The 20,128-nt window shown below is 32.1% G+C and carries 20 protein-coding genes; 12 read left to right on the top strand and 8 right to left on the bottom strand.

All coding sequences use genetic code 11. The features are described 5' to 3' along the window. Positions 1 to 48: 48 nt before the first annotated feature. The 6 genes from E9099_RS09380 to clpX all read left to right on the top strand — a co-directional run bounded on the left by E9099_RS09380 (position 49) and on the right by clpX (position 5,519). Positions 49 to 762, top strand: a complete 714-nt coding sequence (locus E9099_RS09380) for a pyridoxine 5'-phosphate synthase (RefSeq protein ID WP_136583387.1) — start codon at positions 49 to 51, stop codon at positions 760 to 762. 36 nt (positions 763 to 798) lie between these two features. Further along, positions 799 to 1,560 (top strand): alpha/beta fold hydrolase, encoded by a 762-nt coding sequence (locus tag E9099_RS09375; protein ID WP_136583386.1) that lies wholly within the window; start codon positions 799 to 801, stop codon positions 1,558 to 1,560. A gap of 23 nt (positions 1,561 to 1,583) precedes the next feature. Next, complete coding sequence (locus E9099_RS09370) at positions 1,584 to 1,937, top strand: phage holin family protein (RefSeq protein WP_136583385.1); 354 nt, start codon at positions 1,584 to 1,586, stop codon at positions 1,935 to 1,937. A gap of 132 nt (positions 1,938 to 2,069) precedes the next feature. Beyond that, positions 2,070 to 3,398 (top strand): trigger factor, encoded by a 1,329-nt coding sequence (gene tig / locus E9099_RS09365; protein ID WP_136583384.1) that lies wholly within the window; start codon positions 2,070 to 2,072, stop codon positions 3,396 to 3,398. Between the two features lie 140 nt (positions 3,399 to 3,538). Next, a complete protein-coding gene (clpP, locus tag E9099_RS09360) occupies positions 3,539 to 4,213 on the top strand; it encodes an ATP-dependent Clp endopeptidase proteolytic subunit ClpP (protein ID WP_101015319.1) in 675 nt (224 codons plus the stop codon). A 73-nt stretch (positions 4,214 to 4,286) separates the two neighbouring features. After that, the gene (clpX, locus tag E9099_RS09355) at positions 4,287 to 5,519 is read left to right on the top strand and encodes an ATP-dependent Clp protease ATP-binding subunit ClpX (protein WP_136583383.1); all 1,233 of its coding nucleotides are present in this window, start codon (positions 4,287 to 4,289) and stop codon (positions 5,517 to 5,519) included. A 236-nt stretch (positions 5,520 to 5,755) separates the two neighbouring features. On the opposite strand, the gene E9099_RS09350 is transcribed toward clpX, so the two are convergent. Continuing rightward, entirely contained in the window at positions 5,756 to 7,270 is a 1,515-nt protein-coding gene (locus tag E9099_RS09350; protein WP_136583382.1) for a GH3 auxin-responsive promoter family protein, read from the bottom strand. 42 nt (positions 7,271 to 7,312) lie between these two features. Between E9099_RS09350 and E9099_RS09345 the strand changes: the two genes are divergently transcribed. Further along, positions 7,313 to 8,107 carry a DUF2797 domain-containing protein gene (locus E9099_RS09345; RefSeq protein WP_136583381.1) on the top strand — a complete coding sequence of 265 codons (795 nt, stop codon included), beginning with the start codon at positions 7,313 to 7,315 and terminating at the stop codon, positions 8,105 to 8,107. A 30-nt stretch (positions 8,108 to 8,137) separates the two neighbouring features. Beyond that, the gene (locus E9099_RS09340; protein WP_136583380.1) at positions 8,138 to 8,503 is read left to right on the top strand and encodes a GTPase; all 366 of its coding nucleotides are present in this window, start codon (positions 8,138 to 8,140) and stop codon (positions 8,501 to 8,503) included. 111 nt (positions 8,504 to 8,614) lie between these two features. On the opposite strand, the gene E9099_RS09335 is transcribed toward E9099_RS09340, so the two are convergent. From E9099_RS09335 to E9099_RS09325, 3 genes are all read right to left on the bottom strand, one after another. Then, complete coding sequence (locus E9099_RS09335; RefSeq protein ID WP_136583379.1) at positions 8,615 to 9,130, bottom strand: gamma carbonic anhydrase family protein; 516 nt, start codon at positions 9,128 to 9,130, stop codon at positions 8,615 to 8,617. 73 nt (positions 9,131 to 9,203) lie between these two features. Then, a complete protein-coding gene (locus E9099_RS09330; protein ID WP_136583378.1) occupies positions 9,204 to 9,938 on the bottom strand; it encodes a LytR/AlgR family response regulator transcription factor in 735 nt (244 codons plus the stop codon). A 2-nt stretch (positions 9,939 to 9,940) separates the two neighbouring features. After that, positions 9,941 to 12,100, bottom strand: coding sequence for a histidine kinase (locus E9099_RS09325; protein WP_136583377.1), 2,160 nt, complete (start codon positions 12,098 to 12,100; stop codon positions 9,941 to 9,943). A gap of 205 nt (positions 12,101 to 12,305) precedes the next feature. Here E9099_RS09325 and E9099_RS09320 point away from each other — a divergent pair, with 205 nt between their 5' ends. Further along, positions 12,306 to 13,319, top strand: coding sequence for an SIMPL domain-containing protein (locus tag E9099_RS09320; protein WP_136583376.1), 1,014 nt, complete (start codon positions 12,306 to 12,308; stop codon positions 13,317 to 13,319). A gap of 58 nt (positions 13,320 to 13,377) precedes the next feature. Here the strand turns inward: E9099_RS09320 and E9099_RS09315 are convergent, their stop codons facing one another. Then, complete coding sequence (locus E9099_RS09315) at positions 13,378 to 14,388, bottom strand: type IX secretion system membrane protein PorP/SprF (RefSeq protein WP_136583375.1); 1,011 nt, start codon at positions 14,386 to 14,388, stop codon at positions 13,378 to 13,380. Positions 14,389 to 14,642: 254 nt separating this feature from the next. Here E9099_RS09315 and E9099_RS09310 point away from each other — a divergent pair, with 254 nt between their 5' ends. The 3 genes from E9099_RS09310 (at position 14,643) to E9099_RS09300 (ending at position 16,975) form a co-directional block, all read left to right on the top strand. Continuing rightward, a complete protein-coding gene (locus tag E9099_RS09310; protein WP_136583374.1) occupies positions 14,643 to 15,545 on the top strand; it encodes a NifU family protein in 903 nt (300 codons plus the stop codon). 120 nt (positions 15,546 to 15,665) lie between these two features. Beyond that, positions 15,666 to 15,866, top strand: coding sequence for a dodecin family protein (locus E9099_RS09305; protein ID WP_099568818.1), 201 nt, complete (start codon positions 15,666 to 15,668; stop codon positions 15,864 to 15,866). A gap of 296 nt (positions 15,867 to 16,162) precedes the next feature. Then, entirely contained in the window at positions 16,163 to 16,975 is an 813-nt protein-coding gene (locus E9099_RS09300; RefSeq protein ID WP_136583373.1) for a mechanosensitive ion channel family protein, read from the top strand. A 1-nt stretch (position 16,976) separates the two neighbouring features. Here E9099_RS09300 and tsaB read toward each other — a convergent pair whose 3' ends face one another. The 3 genes from tsaB to E9099_RS09285 are packed head-to-tail and all read right to left on the bottom strand — an operon-like array spanning position 16,977 to position 20,090. Beyond that, on the bottom strand, positions 16,977 to 17,648 hold the full coding sequence (gene tsaB, locus E9099_RS09295) for a tRNA (adenosine(37)-N6)-threonylcarbamoyltransferase complex dimerization subunit type 1 TsaB (RefSeq protein ID WP_136583372.1): 672 nt from the start codon (positions 17,646 to 17,648) through the stop codon (positions 16,977 to 16,979). A 2-nt stretch (positions 17,649 to 17,650) separates the two neighbouring features. Next, the gene (locus E9099_RS09290) at positions 17,651 to 18,988 is read right to left on the bottom strand and encodes a TolC family protein (RefSeq protein WP_136583371.1); all 1,338 of its coding nucleotides are present in this window, start codon (positions 18,986 to 18,988) and stop codon (positions 17,651 to 17,653) included. Continuing rightward, the gene (locus tag E9099_RS09285) at positions 18,972 to 20,090 is read right to left on the bottom strand and encodes an efflux RND transporter periplasmic adaptor subunit (protein ID WP_136583370.1); all 1,119 of its coding nucleotides are present in this window, start codon (positions 20,088 to 20,090) and stop codon (positions 18,972 to 18,974) included. The genes E9099_RS09290 and E9099_RS09285 overlap by 17 nt, the downstream gene beginning before the upstream one ends. Between the last annotated feature and the right edge of the window lie 38 nt (positions 20,091 to 20,128).

The raw sequence follows: 20,128 nt of genomic DNA, 5'->3' as shown, positions 1-20,128 counted from the left end.
AAAGCCTCTTATACTTTGTATTTTTGTGATTTAAATTCTAGTATAGTTATGACAAAATTAAGCGTAAATATCAATAAGATTGCTACTTTAAGAAATTCTCGTGGTGGCAACACTCCTAACGTCGTTCAATTTGCTAAAGACGTCCAACGTTTTGGAGCGGAAGGCGTGACTATACATCCACGACCAGACGAACGCCATATTACTTATCAAGATGCTTACGATTTAAAACCTATAGTACATACCGAGTATAATATAGAAGGTAATCCTATCCCTAAATTTATGGATATGGTTTTAGAATTACAACCAACACAAGTAACTTTAGTCCCTGATAGCATCGACACTTTAACTAGTAATGCAGGTTGGGACACGATTAAAAACAAAGCGTTTTTAGTTGAAGTTATTGCCGAGTTCCAGAAAAAAGGCATCAGAACATCCATATTTGTAGATCCTGATTTAGCACAAATAGAAGGCGCTAAAGCCACGGGGACAGACAGAATTGAATTATATACTGAAGCTTTTGCACATCAATATAGTTTAGGGAACAACAAAGCGATTGAACAGTATACTAAATGTGCAGAATTAGCAAATAGCTTAGGACTAGGAATAAATGCAGGACACGATTTATCTTTAGATAATATCCAGTTTTTTAAACAAAATATGCCTGGCTTATTAGAAGTATCGATAGGTCACGCGCTAATATCAGAAAGTTTGTATTTAGGTATTGAAAACGTCGTTAATATGTACAAAAACAAGCTGAAGTAATTAGATAAGAAAACAATTAATCTTAATCCAAAATTAATGTTGTTACATTCAAATATTATAGGTGAAGGCCAACCATTCGTAATTCTTCACGGTTTTTTAGGCATGAGTGACAACTGGAAAACATTAGGTAATCGATTTGCCGAACATTTCCAGGTCCATCTAGTAGACCAACGTAATCATGGACGCAGTTTTCATGACGACAACTTTTATTACGAAACTTTAGCTGAAGATTTAAAACACTATTTTGAGCACCACAACATTAAAAACGCCATAGTATTAGGGCATTCCATGGGTGGAAAAACAGCCATGTTATTTGCAGCCTTATATCCTGAGCTAGTAAGTAAGTTAATTGTTGCCGATATTTCTCCACGTTTTTACCCAGTCCATCATGATGCCATTTTAGAAGGGTTAAATAGTTTAGATTTTGAAGTTTTAAAAAGCAGAAGTCAAGCGGATAAACAATTAGCTAATTATGTTTCTGATTTTGGAACACGACAGTTTTTATTAAAAAACTTGTATTGGATTGAAAAAGGACAACTAGCTTTAAGAATAAATCTAGACGTTTTAACAGAAAATGTATCTGAAGTTGGAGAAGCACTTCCCTTGCATGCTAAATTTGACGGTGACACCCTGTTTTTAAGAGGAGACAAGAGTGAATATATTGGCAATCAAGACGAAACCTTAATTAAAAACCATTTTCCGAAAGCACAAATTGCAACTATTTCTAATGCGGGGCATTGGCTACATGCAGAAAACCCTGAAGATTTTTATAATGCTGTAACAAATTTTGTAAATTAAGGTCTAACATTAAAACTTTAATCATGAACTTAATAATAAGATTACTCCTAAATGCAGTCGCTATCTTTTTTCTAGCTAACATCCTAAGTGGTGTCGCTGTTGACAATTACACTACAGCTATAATTGTAGCTGCCGTAATATCCATCTTAAATTTATTAGTCAAACCCATCTTAGTTATTTTAACGTTTCCAATTACTATAATAACATTGGGATTGTTTCTATTTGTGGTTAATGGGCTAATCATTTTACTCGCAGACAACTTCATTTCTGGCTTTTCAGTATCAAGTATTTGGACTGCCATTCTATTTAGTATTTTATTATCCATACTTCAATCTGTATTCCAATCGTTTTTAAAGACAGATAATAAATCCAACTAATACCTAAAAATCGGTCTGTAACACAACACGTTAAAAACTTTGTAATACTGTAAAAAAGTAGTACTTTTGCACACCTTTTTAATTAAAAAAAACTAGTGTTAATGCCCATTTTTGGGCTTTATATCATTTATAATGAATATTACAAGAGAAAACATTGATGCATTAAATGCTGTAGTAAAAATAGAAATCGTTAAAGAAGATTACAACGATAAAGTAGAAAAAATCTTAGTCGACTACAGAAAAACAGCTAACATTCCAGGATTTAGAAAAGGTCAAGTACCAATGGGAATGGTAAAAAAACAATACGGTCAATCTGTATTAGCTGATGAAGTAAACAAATTACTTCAAGGCGCATTAAGCAACTATTTAACTGAAGAAAAATTAGATGTTTTAGGGCAACCATTACCTAAGCAACAAGATGAGATAAATTGGGACGCAGATTCTTTTTCTTTTGAATTTGAATTAGGTCTTTCTCCTAAATTTGACGTCGAGTTAAAAAGCAAAAAAGCAATCACGCATTATAACATCATTGCTGATGATAAAATGATTGATGAACAAATAGAGCGTATCCAAAAACAATACGGTAAAGTTACACCTCAAGAGGACGTTACAAAAGACAGCGAAATCACTGGTACTTTTAAAAATGAAGAAAAAGAAATAGATAACACTGTAACGATTACTTTAGATCAATTTAAAGGAAAAGCTACAGAAAAGTTATTTATTGGCGCTAAAGTTGGAGATGTAATCACTTTAAAAACTAAAGGATTATATGCTGACGATCATGAATTAATGAATGCTTTAAAAATAGAACATGACGCTGCACATGGCTTAGACATCGAAGTCTCTTTTACTATCACAGGTATCAACAGTCGTGAAGCAGCAGATTTAGACCAAGAGCTATTTGATAAATTATTTGGTAAAGATGGCGTGAAATCTGTATCAGAATTGAAAGGGAAGATTAAAGAAGATGCTGAAAAGCAATTTGTACAACAATCTGACCAAAAATTATTAAATGATATTACAGAATATTTAGTTGATAATACTAAGTTTGATTTACCTGAAGCGTTCCTTACAAAATGGATGCAAGTAGCAGGTGAAAAGCAATTAGATGAAGCGGCTGCTAAAGAAGAATACAATAAATCAGAAAAAAGCTTACGTTACCAGTTAATTGAAGGTAAGTTAATGCAAGACAACGATCTTAAAGTAGACTTTGAAGACGTTAAAACAAACGCTAAAGGCATGATCAAAATGCAAATGGCACAGTTTGGTCAATTAAATCCTTCTGAAAAAGAATTAGACGATATTGCTGCACGTGTATTAGGTAACCAAGATGAAGTAAGACGTATTTCTGAGCAAGTTGTAAGTCAAAAATTATTAGACCTTTACAAAGAAAAAGCAAACATCAAGACTAAAGAAATGTCTTACGAAGCTTTTGTAAAAGAAGTTTATGGTGATAAATAAGACCGGCACTTTTTCATTTTTATCTTTTTGATAAGATTGTATTAGTACAGGTTTAACAAAATAATCATTATCTTTAGGCGTTGTTTAGCAAGACTAAACAACGCCTAATTTTTTCAATTATAATAACAATTAAGCAAACTATGGATTACGGAAAAGAATTCGAAAAATTCGCTATAAAAGATCAGGGTATAAGTAGTACATATTACAATAAGATTATTAGTAGCATGTATCCTCAGGATATGACGCCTTATATTATAGAAGAGCGTCAATTAAACATATCTCAACTTGATGTGTTTTCAAGATTAATGATGGACCGCATACTTTTTTTAGGTACAGGAATTAACGACAATATTGCAAATATTGTACAAGCACAACTTTTATTTTTAGAAAGTGTAGATGCTAATAAAGATATCCAAATGTATATTAACTCTCCTGGAGGAAGTGTTTACGCTGGATTAGGTATTTATGATACTATGCAATTTATTAAACCTGATGTGGCGACAATTTGTACAGGTATGGCTGCCTCAATGGGAGCAGTACTTTTATGTGCTGGAGCAAAAGGAAAACGTAGTGGTTTAACACACTCGCGTGTTATGATACACCAACCTTTAGGTGGTGCACAAGGACAAGCAAGTGATATAGAGATTACTGCACGTGAGATTTTAATCTTAAAGGAAGAACTTTACAAAATTATTAGTAAGCATTCTGGTCAAGATTACGACAAAGTATACGCAGATAGTGATAGAGACTACTGGATGAAATCAGATAAAGCTAAGGAGTACGGAATGATTGACGAAATTTTAGCTCGTAAATAAAACTATATTATAGTGAGTTAATACCCTTTTGAAAAAATCAAAACGTTTAACTTATCACTTTTAACTAAAGAAGATGGCAAAGGAAGAATTAGAATGTTCATTTTGTGGTAGAAAAAAACCAGAAACCAGCTTATTAATAGCTGGTTTAGATGCACATATATGTGATAGATGTATAGAGCAAGCTCATGGAATTGTTATAGAAGAATCTAAAGAAGAAGATTCTAATGACCTTTCTGCTGAGATGATGCTTAAGAAGCCTCAGAAAATAAAAGCTTTTTTAGATCAATATATTATTGGTCAAGAATACACAAAAAAAGTAATGTCTGTTGCGGTTTATAACCACTACAAACGTTTATTACAACCAGCTACTACAGACGATATTGAGATTCAAAAATCTAATATTATAATGGTTGGTCAAACAGGAACAGGAAAAACATTAATGGCTAAAACCATTGCAAAAATGTTAAATGTTCCTTTAGCTATTGTTGATGCAACCGTGTTAACAGAGGCTGGTTATGTTGGAGAGGATGTCGAAAGTATTTTAACGCGCCTATTACAAGCTGCCGATTACAGTTTAGAAAAAGCAGAAAAAGGTATTGTTTTTATTGACGAGATTGATAAAATTGCTCGTAAAAGTGATAACCCATCAATTACAAGAGACGTTTCTGGAGAAGGTGTACAACAAGCTTTACTTAAACTTTTAGAAGGGACAGTTGTTAATGTTCCGCCAAAAGGAGGTCGTAAACATCCAGATCAAAAATTTATTGAAGTTAACACAGAAAACATCCTATTTATTGCTGGTGGTGCTTTTGACGGTATAGATCGTGTGATTTCAAAACGTTTAAATATGCAAGCGGTTGGATACAGTGCTTCTATAAAAGAAGATGTTGTAGACCATGACAATTTATTACAATATATTATACCAAAAGATTTAAAAGACTTTGGTTTGATTCCTGAAATAATTGGTCGTCTACCTGTTTTAACTTACATGGATCCTTTAGATGGCAAAACATTAAGAGCTATACTTACTGAGCCTAAAAACGCGATTATTAAACAATACAAAAAATTGTTTAAAATGGACGATATAGAGTTAAGTATCACAGATGGCGCCTTGGATTTTATAGTAACAAAAGCTATAGAGTATAAACTAGGTGCACGTGGTTTAAGAAGTCTATGTGAAGAGATACTTACAGATGCTATGTTTGAGTTACCAGGCGGCGACATAAGAAAGCTTAACGTAACAAAGGCTTATACAGAACAAAAACTAAGTAAGACGACTATTAAAAAACTTAAAGCCGTTTCTTAATTATACCATTTACTAAAATAAAAAACCACTTTAGACCAAATGTTTAAAGTGGTTTTTTTTATTAATAAAAATGACTTTCCCAAAAGCCAGAATAACAGCAATTACAACACATACTGTAATGGCTTAAAAAAACAAATCATTATATTATTTATTAGTAATACATTAAACCCTGTATCCAGAAAGTATTTTTTTGCACATAACTAAGCTTAAATTAATATTAGTGCCAATATCCTAAATTATTTATTTAATACCAGCAACTCATCTAAATATTGACGTGTATTAGATAGTCTAGGTACTTTGTGTTGCCCACCTAATTTATTGTTTTGTTTTAACCAATCATAAAACAACTGCGTTCTAGCAACATGTATTTTTGGTTTATTTAATGTCATATTATTATAACGCTTAGCTTCATAATCAGAATTTAAACTTTTAAGTGCATTATCAAACAACTCATTAAAGTAATCAATGTCCTTAGGCGGTGTTTTAAACTCGATTAACCACTCATGGGCACCTTTCTCCTTACCATCCATAAATATGGGAGCAGCGGTGTAATCTACAATCTCTGATTTTGTTTTTTTACAAACCTTTTTTAAGGCGTCTTCTGCATTTTCAATAATTAACTCTTCTCCAAAAACATTAATATGATGCTTTGTACGACCAGATACTTTTATACGATACGGGCTTATAGAGACAAATCTAACTGTGTCCCCTATTTTATAGCGCCAAAGACCAGCATTAGTTGTAATTACTACGGCGTAGTTTTTTTTAAGCTCTACCTCACTTAAAGGAATCACCTTTTGATCTAATGTCCCGTAATTGTCCATTGGTATAAATTCATAAAAAATACCATAGTCCAACATTAATAATAAATCTCCTGAGTAGTTTTGATCCTGAATCGCAAAAAAGCCTTCCGATGCATTATAAGTCTCGTAGTACTTAAAGTCTTTTTTAGGTAGTATTTTTCGGTATTGCTCTATGTATGGATTAAAGCTAACCCCACCGTGAAAATAAACTTCCAGGTTTGGCCACACATCAAACAGACTTGTTTTATCTGTTTTATCTAATACATTATTTAGTAACACCAACATCCAACTAGGCACACCAGCTAAACTGGTGACGTTTTCATTAATGGTTTCATTAACAACCGCAGCCATTTTAGTTTCCCAATCACTCATTAGACTAACCTTATTACTTGGTGTACTACTAAATTCTGCCCAAAAAGGCATATTATCTATTAGAATAGCACTTAAATCTCCAAAAACAGTCCCCTTTTCTTTATACAATTCTTTACTACCTCCTAACCGTAAACTTTTACCAGTAAATAATTGTGAGTCTTCATTATTATTTAAATACATACAAAGTAAATCTTTACTTGCTGCATAATGGCAATCCTCTAAACTATCTGTACTTACCGGAATAAATTTACTTTTAGCATTGGTCGTACCACTAGATTTTGCAAACCACTTGATTGGCTTTGGCCAGAAAATATTATTTTCTCCTTGTCTAGAGCGCTCTATCTTGTCTTGAAAATCTTCGTAAGTTGTAATCGGTACACGCTGGGCAAATGTCGCGTAGTTTTTTATTGAAGCAAACTCATGTTGCTTACCAACTTCGGTATCTTTTGCCATGTCTAATAAGCTAAATAGCAGCTCTTGTTGTACTTCATTTGGATACTTTAAAAACAACTCTATTTGATGAAAACGCTTCTTGAGAAACCACGAAGCAATAGAATTAACGAGAGGAATTGACATAGTTATTTGTATCTTTAAGTTTTAAAAATAATACTTTTTTTTATGACCTACCAAGGTGTGTTGACAAAAATGCAAACAGAGTTTACTAAACCTATTAATTACTATCTAGTATTTAAAAATGACTTTATAAACCTTAATCAATTATTAAACAAAACCTTAGAATTTAGTTTTGTAAAATACGAGTGTTTAAACTGCCATTTAGACAAGCCTATTTACCGTCAAGGTTTTTGCAAAAGTTGCTTTTTTGAGATCCCTCAAGCCGCAGATTGGATCATGAAACCCGAATTAAGCAAAGCTCATTTAGGTATTGAAGAGCGTGATTTAGACTACGAAAAGCAGGTCCAGTTAAAACCACATATTGTGTATTTAGCTAATTCTAGCAATGTAAAAGTAGGAGTAACAAGAAAAGGCCAAGTCCCTACACGTTGGATAGATCAGGGCGCCCATGAAGCTATTGAGATTGTAGAAGTACCTAACAGATATCTTGCAGGTATTACTGAAGTTGCTTTAAAAAATTATGTTGGAGACAAAACCAATTGGCGTACGATGTTAAAAAATGAGATTAAAGATGAAAATTTAATTGAATGGCGTGATAAACTGAAACAATACATACCTGATGAAGCCCAACAGTACTATATTGAAGATAACGAAGAAACCAATATTGAATTTCCGGTATTACGCTATCCAACAAAACCAAAGTCTTTAAATTTTACAAAAACAGCGCATTATACAGGTGTTTTAAAAGGCATAAAAGGACAGTATTTGATTTTTGAAGATGACACTGTTTGCAACATTAGAAGCAACGAAGGTTTGGTTGTAAACATAACTATTTTGTAATTATTATTGCATTAACACGACTTAGGGTATATGAATACACTAATTTTTGTTTACAATGCTAATTCTGGGTTGAAAAACCTAGCTATAGATATTGCACATAAATTATTTAGCCCTAAAACCTACGCTTGTAATTTATGTGCATTGACTTTTAATACATTTTCAGAAAATACGATTTGGAAAGATTTTAGAAATAGAACCAATTTAGATATTTCGTTTTTACATACAGACGAGTTTAAAACGAAACACCCCAATCATTCTTTTGAATACCCGATTATTTTAAGCAACAACAGTACTACTCTTGACGTCTTTTTATCTAAAGATGAAATCAACGCACTATCCTCAGTTGAAGAACTAATCCTTAATATTGAATCTAAATCTTGCGACATGCTGCGTTAGCGGTAGTAATGGCATCCTTTTTTTGCTGCCATATATGGCAAAAAAAGATAGAATGGATGACGTGACCCTTGTGGTAACGCCCAACTTTATCAAGCTAACCGCAGAAAAAAACTACGCTTTAAACCAGCCGGAGTATTTAACGTAATTTTCGGCAATACGGTTTATCTCTCCATTGATTAACTCTTGACTAATATCTTTTACTTTTTTTGCTGGTACGCCTGCATAAATACTACCGGACTCTACGGTTGTGTTTTGAGTGACAACTGCCCCGGCTGCCACAATACTATTACTTTCTACGACGCAATTATCCATCACAATACTTCCCATACCTATCAAAACATTGTCATGAATTTTACATCCGTGGACAATAGCATTATGACCAATGGATACATTATTACCGATAATTGTTGGATATTTTTGATAAGTACAATGTACAACTGCTCCGTCTTGGACATTAACTTTATCTCCTAATTTGATGTAATTAACATCACCGCGCAATACCGCATTAAACCAAATACTGCATTGGTTACCTATCTGGACATCTCCAACTATGGTTGCATTTTCTGCGATGTAACAATCTTCTGTTATTTGTGGTGCTTTACCATTTACTGGTTTTATTATTGGCATGTTTTATATTTTTTTTATTGTTCTAACTACTTTTTGCTTATTCTTCTATAATTACTCAAAATGAAGTGTTTCTCTATTTAAAATAAGATAATAGGTCTGATTTTTTAGAGGCGGATACCATAATTTCTTTTCCATTACTTAAGATAACACTTCCTCCTTTTCCTTTTATGTATTTAACAACTTCTCCTACATTAACTAAATAACTTTTGTGAACACGAGCAAATCCTGATGGCGTTAGTGCATCCTCAAAATATTTGAGCGTCTTACTGACGACTTTCTTTTTATTGTTGTTTAAATAAATTTCAGTATAATTATCATCTGCTTTGCAAAACAGTATGTCTTTAGTGTTTAACACTTCAAATCCATCTTGTTGTGGTATGGTTATTTTACCAGTTACACTCTTTGTTTTTGGAATTAAAACCTGGTCTTGTAAAGCATCTTCTTTTGACTTAATTTCGGAAACGTAGTCTACAGCCTTAATCAACTCGTCTATATCTATTGGCTTCATCAAATAATAGGATGCATGTGCATTTAATGCGTCTATAGCATAGTTATTATAAGCGGTTACAAATATAGTTTCGAAATCGCGATCACCCACTTTGTCTAGTAGGTCAAATGCATTACCATAAGGCATCTCCACGTCTAAAAAAACAAGATCTAGGTCCAAGGTACGAATTAGCTCTAAGGCTTCTATAACATTAGCTGCTTCACCTAAAATATTGACTTTTGGACAGTATTTGGTTAAGTAGTTTTTTAGTATAGCTCTACTTTGTTCTTCGTCTTCTACTAGTATTGCGTTTAACGTCATGTTTAGTCTTTTTTTATTGTTACTACTACCTTAGTTCCCACATCTCCTTCTGTACCATTATCATCTATAAGCACATCTACTTTGTCTTTATACATCTGGTTTAAAATAGACACTCGTTTTTTAATATTACCTAAGCCTTTAGAGTTGTGCTTTTGTTGATTTTCTGTCTTTAAACTTTTAGACTTTTTACGCCCAATACCATTATCTGCAATAGTAATAGCAATAATACCTTTTTGTTTTTTGATTATTGAAATATGTAGTAATCCCATATCGTCTTTATATCGTAAGCCATGCCAGACAGCATTTTCAATATAAGGTTGAAGTAACATAGGCGGAATCTGATACGCTTCGATATCTATAGTTTTGTCCACGTCTATTGTATATTCAAACTTATCTTTAAACCTAAAATGTTCTAGTTTTGTGTACAATTCGATCAATTCGATTTCTTTTTGAAGTGGAATAAAATCTTCTTCAGAATTCTCTAAAACAGCACGCATCAATTTTGAAAAATCTGACAAATATTTGTTTGCTGTACGCTCATCATTAGTTGCAATAAAACTATTAACCGAGTTTAGCGCGTTGAAGATAAAATGAGGATTCATTTGGCTTCTCAATGACTTTAAAGCTAACAAATTATTAGCCAATTTTTGTTGTTTAATATACTTATACATTAAATACGCTGCTACTGCAAATAAAAACAAACCACCTATTAAAGAATAGATTATCAACTGTTGGGTTTTATTTTTTTCTTCGGATAACGCGACTTGACTCAAAGTTAATTTACGATCGGTTTCTAGTGTTGCTATTCGGTTTTGCTTCTCTGCAATACTTTTATTAAATCGTGCTGCCTGAGATATTTCCTGTTCCTTTTTAATATAAAGTTGATCAACCGTTTTTACATACTCATCAAACGTTTTTTTAGCTTCACTAAAATTACCTGATTCCACATAAACATCAGTTAGCTTTTTAATCGCGTCCTTTTTAACTATTAGATCCTCTTTTTTATCCGCCTCTACTATACTTTTTTCTAAGTAAGGAATAGCCTCTTTATACTCCTTTTGCAAAAAATAAGCATTTCCAATTTTATAATTTTGCTTTTGTTTAGTGATGCTACTTTCGTTAGAAATAATAGAGTCTTTTTCTATGGTATCGATATCATTAATAATCTCTTTTCTGATTTCAATTTCTTCATCATAAGATTTATTATTATTCTGAAAATCTGCAAATTTAACCTTCTGCTCTACCTCTCGAGTTTTGTTTTCTTGAGCTGCTAACACTACAGAATTTTCTAATAAAACTTCAGCTTTCTTCTTTTTGCCTTCGGTATTATAAACTTCACCTAGTTTAGAGTTTAAATCAGTTATTTTAGACTGAATACTGTTTTCTTGAGCAACCTTTAATCCTTCCTTATAAGCTTTAGTTGCTTTACTTTCATCCTTAATTTTAGAATAAACATCACCTAAACCTTCATAAGATAACACTTTTTGAATACCAGTTAAATCTTTTAATTTTAAGCCATTATAGATCGCTAAACTTTCTTGATGGTTTTTATTATTGTAATACGCCTTTGCTAATTTCAACTTAACATCATTAGAAATAACGTTATTTAAACTAATCCTATAATTAGTAACTGCCAAATCATATTGTTTCCAATACATATAGACATCTCCTAACACTTGAAAAGCCTCCGCATTTTGTGTAACAGAATTACTCTTAGGAATCCCATCGGCGATAAACTGAATGCTTTTTTCTGCTGAAATTTTCTTATAAAACTGTGCCGAATCTATAGCTATTTTAAACGTGTTTTCTTTTGCTTTTTTTTTAGATTGAGAAGCTTCACTTATAGATTGTACCTCAATCCTAATATCATCGTTACTTGTTACCATGTAGTAGATTGTCTGAAAATCCTTATGACTTATCATAATCTCATCTCCTTTTCTAACACTTATTTTAAACCGTCCACTTAAACTCGTACTAGTATAAGCACCTCCATTAACCTGCACATTAACGTCAGATATGGGGTTATAATTATTAGTCTCTAACACAAACCCGTTTACTGAAAAAGAGTCGTCAATTGACCTACTAAGCTCTTGTTGAGCAACTATCATTTGCTGAAACACAAGACTTAATACAACTGTAATTATTAACCGTAGATTTTTCATTTATAAATTTCTAAAACATAAACTTACGGACTTTAAATCATTAAATAAAATGCGTTTTTTTAATGTAACGTATTAAATTATTTAAATAGCAGCCTTAACTCATTTACCTGTCACATTTGCTCATTACCCTTACTAGTTCCCTCATTATGGTTTGTACTTTAAATAAAAGCCATCTAGCTTTACTTAACCAAAACATAAACAAATTATGAAAATTACACATTTATTTTTCTTTTTCACCTTGCTAGTCTCTAATACACAAGCCCAACATAAAGGTAATTACAACCAAAATATTTCTAGACAGAATATTGCGACTGGTAATGCGGCAGTTTTTGGGCATTCGGAAAAACACAGCCTTACCAACCTAAACCCTAATAGCACTATAGTAATTGATGTGAGAGCTCTACAGAATGTAAAAGCAAGTACCTATACCGCTATTTTTAATGTTTCCCAAATTGGCGAAACTGCCGAAATGACAAATCAATTGATGACTGAGCGTATTAAAAAAATAAAAACAGAATTAATTTTATATGGCATAACAGAACAAGATATAGCAATTGATGTGATTTCCTTTGTTCCCGTTTATGAGGTTGAAGTCACAAAAAAATTATTTAGTAAATCATATACCGAAATCCCAAAGGGTTTTGAGTTACAACAAAACATACATATCCAATTTTCTAAAACACAACACTTTGAAAATATATTGACTGCTTGTGCTAAAAATGAAGTCTATAATTTAGTTAAAGTAGATTATTTTATTGAAAACATTACAGACGTATATAAAAATCTACAGACTAAACTCTTGGCATTAATTACAGAGAAAAAAGATTATTATAATGCTTTAGGTTTTACTTTAGACCATTACAATGTAATCATGGCCGACCAAAAATATTGTTATTTTCCAAAAGATTTTTACCAAAACTATGAAGCCTTTAATAGTATCTCTTTTCAAGCCTTAAAACAAAACAAAGGTATCACGCAGGCTGAAAAACAAAAATCTTATTACTACCAGCCTTTATCTTACGAAAAATACGATGTTGTTATCAACCCATCAATTTTAGCGCCAGTCGTACAAGTAGGAATGGAAATAAAACTACAATTTACACCAAAACCTAAAGCGCAAAAAGAGGAACCCCTAGTAAAAACAGAAATTAAACATAAATATTATGTTATCTCTCCTGACGGAAGCATAGATGTAAAAGAATTAAATACCAACCAATAGAGTAATACCACAAAAAAAAGCCTCGATATTATCGAGGCTTTTTTTTATGTCTTTTTATTTAATTAATTGCAGGACAATCACAACTGTATCTTTCTTTACCACAGTTAAAGTTTAATCCAAGTGTTAATTGATGAAAACCACCATTATTAAACACGACTGAATTAGATTGATAACTATAAGTATAAGCAAAAACAAAATTATTAACCTCTACTCCTAAAATTGGAGTAATATATTGTAATTTTTGACTACTAACTCCTGATCCATCAACAAACTCTGCACCATCTAAAGAACGTCTATACGACAACCCTCCCCAAACTTTACCAAACTCTAAAGACTTATACGCTTTAAGGTTTATATCAAAAGACGCCTCTTCTGTGGCATCTCTGTACATAAACATCGCTGAAGGTTCAAAACTCCAATCACTACCTGAACTACCAAAGTTATTCCCAATAGACACTAAGTACGTTCTTAAGTTATCATAACTCAAACCTTGTTCGTTAAAATTTACACCATCATTGTTTAAAAGATTTTTAATTGTTGCATGTGCATAAAAATCATATACGAAATAAGAAAAACCTAAGTCAACATTAAAATTAGTAGCAGATTGCTCTATTCCCGAAATTATTGGATCAAATCCATCTGCCAAAAAACTAGTTTCATCCAATTTATATTGTATCGCACCAGCACTTAAACCAAAAGATAATTGATTTAAATCCGTTGTACTTCTAGAAAACATTAAGTGATGTGCATAAGTAAAATAAGCGCCCGTTTGCGAGTGGTATCCATTTTTATCACTGTACACAATTGCTCCAATACCAGATTGAGACTCTCCAATACGACCATTAACACTAGCCGTTACTAACTTTGGCGCGTCATCATCTCCAAACCATTGTTGTCTTCCAGTGATTCTAAGCTTCGCACAGTTTGCAGCACCAGCCATAGATGGGTGTATTAAATAATAGTTGTCTGTTAAATAATCAGAGTAGATTGGCAACCCTTCTTGGGCTCTAGACAACTGAGCACCGAACAAGGCCACAATTGCTATTAAAAGTACGCGGTTTAATCTCATAGTCTCTAAATTCGAAGTCGATAGGTTTAAATGGTCAGTTGTTAGGTTTATAACTCTTTTTTAACATAAAAATTATAAATAAGATTCAAATATATAAATTTACACCTTATAAATTCACTCCAAAAAGTTAAAGCTTCAAGATAAAAAGGTTTTATCAAATAAACTAAAAAAAAACAAATTTTGATAGTTTTATAAATTTGACATATCCTAGATAGCTATACTTTTCTTTAGTATTTTTGCAAAAAAAAGTACCAATGAGCAATTTTAAAGTTTCCATTCAAGAAACCTCAAACCCAACTATAATCAAATTTGAGCTTAATCAGTTTATAACTAAGCATCAAAGCTTTGAGTTTAATAACATTGACGAAGCTAAAGACTCTCCTTTAGCGCAGCAATTGTTCTACCTTCCTTTTGTAAAAAAAGTTTACATTTCTAGTAATTTTATAGCTATTGAACGTTATAATATAGTGGAATGGGATGCTGTTAAAACAGAAGTCTCAGAACAAATTGAATCCTATCTAAATGAAGGCGGAAGTGTTGTCTCAGATTTAGCTGAAACAAAAAAAGTCGCCGTTACCGTTTACACGGAAAGTACGCCAAACCCATCCGTATTAAAATTTGTAGCAAATAAAAAATTAGTTACGGCATCATACGAATTTACGTCTATTGAAACTGCAAAACCATCACCGATGGCTACTGCCTTATTTCACTTCCCTTTTGTCAAGAGTGTGTTTTTTGATGAAAATTTTGTTTCTATTACTAAATATGACATTGCAGAATGGAGTGATATTTCTTTTGAATTAAGAGAATTTATAAGAACTTATATTGAAGATGCAAAAGAAATTGTATCTCCAAATGCTCCTGAAGTTGTAGAAAAATCCATTGAGAAAGTAGAAGCACATTTTGAAACACTTGATGACACTTCTAAAGAGATTATAAATATCTTGGAAGAATACGTTAAGCCTGCTGTTGCAAGTGACGGAGGAAATATTCAATTTGAATCTTATGATGAGGCTACAAAAACAGTAAAAGTAATTTTACAAGGTGCTTGTAGTGGCTGTCCATCGTCTACTTATACCTTAAAAAGCGGAATTGAAAACATGTTAAAAGAAATGCTAGCAGGTAAAGTTGATTCAGTTGTTGCCATAAACGGTTAATTTCATCCTTAAAAACCTGCTGTTTATCCGTTTATGCCTTTTATTACACCTTTAAAAACGGCGATAATTATTTTAATATTCGTAAATTTAAGGAACAAATAATAATTAAAAAACAACATTATGGCAGTATTAAAAGTAATTGAAGTATTATCTAACTCGGATAAAAGTTGGGAAGATGCAACTAAAAAGGCAGTAAAACATGCATCTAAGAGCGTGAAAAATATTCGCTCTGTATATGTACAAGATCAAAGCGCTAGTGTTAAAGATGGTGAAGTCGTAGACTTTAGAGTAAACTTAAAAATCACTTTTGAAGTTAATTAAACACCTTTTTAAGATTACTTAAGTATAAAAAAAAAGCCTGAACATATGTTCAGGCTTTTTTTAGCTGTAAATATTAAGTAACTATTATCACTTAAAACTAAAGTATGCCCTAAAGTGCTATTTAGTTATCTTAGAATCGTTTGGATCTCTGCAGTAACTGCAACCACTAGTTTCCATTAGGTTATTTAAATAGGACAAGCTCTTTAAGTAAAACAACTTAACACATATAATTATCCTACCTTAAAGAAGTGTTTACTATTTATATTTATCTTTGCTTTAAACTATAAAATTTTACAATGGATTTACAACAATGGAAAGATAAGGCCTCTGAACTTATTATTGAGTACGCACCAAAATTATTATTAGCAATTGTAATATGGGTTATTGGAGCTTTCATAGTCAAATACCTTTTAAAAGGTTTAAAAAAGTTAATGCTTTCAAGAAAATATGATGAAAGTCTTCAAAAATTCTTGCTCAACTTATTAAATTGGGTTTTAAAAATCGTTTTAATAATTGTTGTTCTTGGTACATTAGGTGTTGAAACAACATCATTTGCTGCAATAATTGCTGCTGCTGGATTAGCTATTGGTTTAGCATTACAAGGCTCTTTAGGTAATTTTGCTGGAGGTGTTTTAATTATGCTATTCAAACCTTTTAAAATCGGTGATTTAATTGAAGCGCAAGGACAAACTGGTGTTGTTAAAGAAATTCAGATTTTTACGACCAAATTAACAGGACTTTCTAATAGAGAAATTATTATTCCCAATGGATCACTTTCTAATGGTAACATTATTAATTTTTCTACGGAAGGCACTAGACGTGTCGATTTAGTTTTTGGAGTTGGTTACGATTCTGACATCAAACAGACTAAAGACGTCTTAATGAAAGTTTTAAAAGACAACCCAAAAGTAATAGACACACCAGAACCGACAGTAAATGTAATGGAACTAGCTGATAGCTCTGTTAATTTTGCTGTAAGGCCTTGGTGTAAAGCAGAAGACTATTGGACAGTCTACTTTGATGTTACAGAAAAAACAAAAGAAGCATTAGATGCTGCGGGAATAGAAATACCTTATCCTCATGCTGTAGAAATACAAAAAGAAGGGTAAATTATTTTTTAGATTTTATTGCTACAAAATCTTTTAAATAATAAGGTTCAAAATAGGCGACATCTTCGATGTCGCTTTTTTTATACTTTTCAAAACTCAATAAACTCATTTGATCAGCAGATGGCAATTTGTTTTCTATAAACACAGCATTTTGATGATTAATTAGCTTTTCTGTTTTCTCAACACCGTCCCCTACAAAATAAACTTTCCCCGAAACTAATTCCTTTTTAAAAGCACTCTCATCAAGTATCTGTGCTTCGATAGCTCTCACTAAATTATAACTAGCATCAAATATAGCGGAGTATACTTCTAAACGTCTAGCATCCAGCATTGGTATAATAACACCCGATTCTGCTTTTATTTGGTACGCTAACGCTTCTAAAGTTGAAACTGATATCAGAGGCTTCTCTAACGCATACGCCAATCCCTTTGCTGCCGATACACCAATACGTAAACCTGTATAAGACCCAGGTCCTTTACTTACCGCAATGGCATCCAAATGACTTGCTGTAATATTTGCTTCATTTAACACCTCTTCAATGTATACATGCAATTTCTCTGCATGAGAATATCCATTTCCGTAATCTTCTTTTAATACTAAAGTCTCCCCTTTATTAGAAAGAGAGACTGAGCAGTTTGTCGTAGACGTTTCAATATTTAATATATAAGCCACTGTTATTCTGTTATTGGTTTGCCCAGATAAAAATCTAGAACTTTAGTTTTAAAAACAAAATCATACTTAGCGTTAACTAAAGAAGCTTCAGCATTAACTAATCGTAGTCTTGTTTGTTCAATATCAAAAGCATTCATTGCTCCGATATTATAACGCTCTTGCGCATTTTGAAATGCTATTGTTTGTGCTTCCAAACTGACCTTAGCTGCTTCATACGATCTAAAAGCTGCTTTTGCATCCGTAAAAGCACGTTGTACATTTGCTTCCAAAGATAATTTGGTTTGCTCTAAACTTAACCTAGCATTATCTTCTTGAATTTTTGCTTTGGCTACATTGGTTTTATTTTGAAATTGAGAGAAAATAGGTATACTAACATTTAACCTAAAACTATGTGCTTTTTGATCATTTAATTGATTAAAAAAAGCATCTTCATTTTGTAATAAATTTGTATAAAACACATTAGACCCAAAACCATAACCAACACTTATAAATGGTAAAAATCCACTTTTAGAAATCTCAGTAGATAATTCTGCATTTTCAATATTTTTTTGAGCGACTTTAATTTCATATCTATTATCTAATGCATACTTAACAATTGGCTTAGCATCTTCATACATCAACTCTATAGATGGGTCATTAACCTCAATCTCTTCAATATTAAAGCCGTCATATGGTACTTGCAGAAGTTGCGATAAAGTTAACAATGAAATATCATAGTTATTCTGAGCTACCGTTACACTTTGTAAATCTCTACTTAGAGTGGCTTGTGCATCGTAAATATTAGCCTTAGGCTGTACACCTGCTTCCACTAAATCTTGTACTTGTTGCAATTGCTTTTCTGTAAACCCGTATTGCGCTTCAGCAATCTCTAGATTTTCAATATTAAATAACACATTTAAGTAGGCATTAACAACGTTTAAAGAAATATCATCTTTAATTCTGCTTAATTCTAATTTATTAGTCTCCAAATTTAATTGAGACTGCTTATATAAATTAGTTAATCTAAAACCATTAAACACCGTTTGATTTGCTGATAAACTAAAACTTGTACTATTAGAGGTTCTGTCCACAAATTGTCCTGGAAAAATCTCTGTATTACCTAAAGACAAACTATGTCCTGCACTACCGCTTATTGATGGTAAAAATTGTCCTTTAGAAGCAATTATATCTTGTTCATTAGATAATAAAGTATTCTGACCTTGTAATACCGTAATGTTGTTTTCTAAAGCATGACTAACACACTCTTGAAGTGTCCATTTTTTTTCTTGTGCAGAAGCCGTAAATCCAACTAAAAGCAATACTAAATAAGTGATCTGTTTCATATTAATCTTCGTCTTCATCGTTATCTTCTTTTGACGCTTTATTCCAAACTTTTATTTTATCTCCTTCTTTAACACCTTCTTTAATCTCGACGTTAATTCCGTCAGACAATCCTAATTCGACATCTCTCTTCTCAAACTTACCTGCTTGTTTTTCAATTTCAACAAAAGGTTTTTCTGTAATTCGGTTAAATTGCAATAAAGACTCTTTTATAACTAAAGTGCTATCTCTAGATTCCATTTCAATTTCAGCATTAGCACTATATCCTGCTCTAATTTTTGTAGATGACTCTACAGTGACATCCGCTTTTATTGTAAATTGTACAGCTCCGTTTTCTTCCATCCCTTTTGGGGCAACAAAAGTTAATTTTGCAGGAAATTCTTTGCCATTAATTGCTCCTAAAATCACTTTAATTTCTTTTCCTTCTTCTAATTTTCCTACTTCAGCTTCATCCACTTTTCCTTCAAAAATCATTTTACTCATATCTGCAATAGTCGCAATAGTAGTTCCCGCATTAAAGTTATTACTTTCTATAACTTGATCACCTTCTCTCACAGGAATCTCTAAAATTGTACCAGGTATTAACGCTATAATGTTGGTGTTAGCAGATCCTCCGCCTGACAATGACCCTCTTTTTATAATTTGATAATTATTTTGCGCTTGACTTAGTGTTTCTTGTGCTTGGTTTAATGCCAATTCGCTATTCTCAAAATCTTGTTTTGAAACCACACCTTTATCAAATAAGGTTTTATTACGATCGTACATCGTTTTAGAATTATTGAAAGACAATTTTGCACTACTAATTTGACTACTTGCGCCTACAAGACTTTGCTCATTTGGAACCACTCTAATTTTAGCAATAACATCTCCTTTTTTAACAATATCACCTTCTTCTACCAATATCTTATCAATAATACCAGAAATTTGAGGCTTAAGCTCTACTTCTTCCTCAGGGTTTAACTTACCCGTAGCTACTGTTTTGGTATTTATTGAGGTAAAAAATGGGTCTGCTGTCTTAAAATCTTCAACAGACTTAGAGTTAGAGTCTTTAAAATATATTAAAACCATAACAAGTGCTATTACCAGAGCAATAATTACAATTATTTTTATTACTTTTTTCATTTTTATATAGTTTAAGCGGTTGATTTAAAAAAGTTTAT

Origin of the sequence: Psychroserpens sp. NJDZ02 (genome assembly GCF_004843725.1) — a bacterium.
Lineage (GTDB): Bacteria > Bacteroidota > Bacteroidia > Flavobacteriales > Flavobacteriaceae > Olleya.
The sequence above is the reverse complement of the archived record's forward strand: the minus strand, read 5'-3'. Positions and strand labels throughout refer to the sequence as shown.

Coding starts and splice junctions, on each gene's coding strand:
- E9099_RS09380 (WP_136583387.1), top strand. CDS start 49: ATGACAAAATTAAGCGTAAATATCAATAAGATTGCTACTTTAAGAAAT.
- E9099_RS09375 (WP_136583386.1), top strand. CDS start 799: ATGTTGTTACATTCAAATATTATAGGTGAAGGCCAACCATTCGTAATT.
- E9099_RS09370 (WP_136583385.1), top strand. CDS start 1,584: ATGAACTTAATAATAAGATTACTCCTAAATGCAGTCGCTATCTTTTTT.
- tig (WP_136583384.1), top strand. CDS start 2,070: ATGAATATTACAAGAGAAAACATTGATGCATTAAATGCTGTAGTAAAA.
- clpP (WP_101015319.1), top strand. CDS start 3,539: ATGGATTACGGAAAAGAATTCGAAAAATTCGCTATAAAAGATCAGGGT.
- clpX (WP_136583383.1), top strand. CDS start 4,287: ATGGCAAAGGAAGAATTAGAATGTTCATTTTGTGGTAGAAAAAAACCA.
- E9099_RS09350 (WP_136583382.1), bottom strand. CDS start 7,270: ATGTCAATTCCTCTCGTTAATTCTATTGCTTCGTGGTTTCTCAAGAAG.
- E9099_RS09345 (WP_136583381.1), top strand. CDS start 7,313: ATGACCTACCAAGGTGTGTTGACAAAAATGCAAACAGAGTTTACTAAA.
- E9099_RS09340 (WP_136583380.1), top strand. CDS start 8,138: ATGAATACACTAATTTTTGTTTACAATGCTAATTCTGGGTTGAAAAAC.
- E9099_RS09335 (WP_136583379.1), bottom strand. CDS start 9,130: ATGCCAATAATAAAACCAGTAAATGGTAAAGCACCACAAATAACAGAA.
- E9099_RS09330 (WP_136583378.1), bottom strand. CDS start 9,938: ATGACGTTAAACGCAATACTAGTAGAAGACGAAGAACAAAGTAGAGCT.
- E9099_RS09325 (WP_136583377.1), bottom strand. CDS start 12,100: ATGAAAAATCTACGGTTAATAATTACAGTTGTATTAAGTCTTGTGTTT.
- E9099_RS09320 (WP_136583376.1), top strand. CDS start 12,306: ATGAAAATTACACATTTATTTTTCTTTTTCACCTTGCTAGTCTCTAAT.
- E9099_RS09315 (WP_136583375.1), bottom strand. CDS start 14,388: ATGAGATTAAACCGCGTACTTTTAATAGCAATTGTGGCCTTGTTCGGT.
- E9099_RS09310 (WP_136583374.1), top strand. CDS start 14,643: ATGAGCAATTTTAAAGTTTCCATTCAAGAAACCTCAAACCCAACTATA.
- E9099_RS09305 (WP_099568818.1), top strand. CDS start 15,666: ATGGCAGTATTAAAAGTAATTGAAGTATTATCTAACTCGGATAAAAGT.
- E9099_RS09300 (WP_136583373.1), top strand. CDS start 16,163: ATGGATTTACAACAATGGAAAGATAAGGCCTCTGAACTTATTATTGAG.
- E9099_RS09290 (WP_136583371.1), bottom strand. CDS start 18,988: ATGAAGACGAAGATTAATATGAAACAGATCACTTATTTAGTATTGCTT.
- E9099_RS09285 (WP_136583370.1), bottom strand. CDS start 20,090: ATGAAAAAAGTAATAAAAATAATTGTAATTATTGCTCTGGTAATAGCA.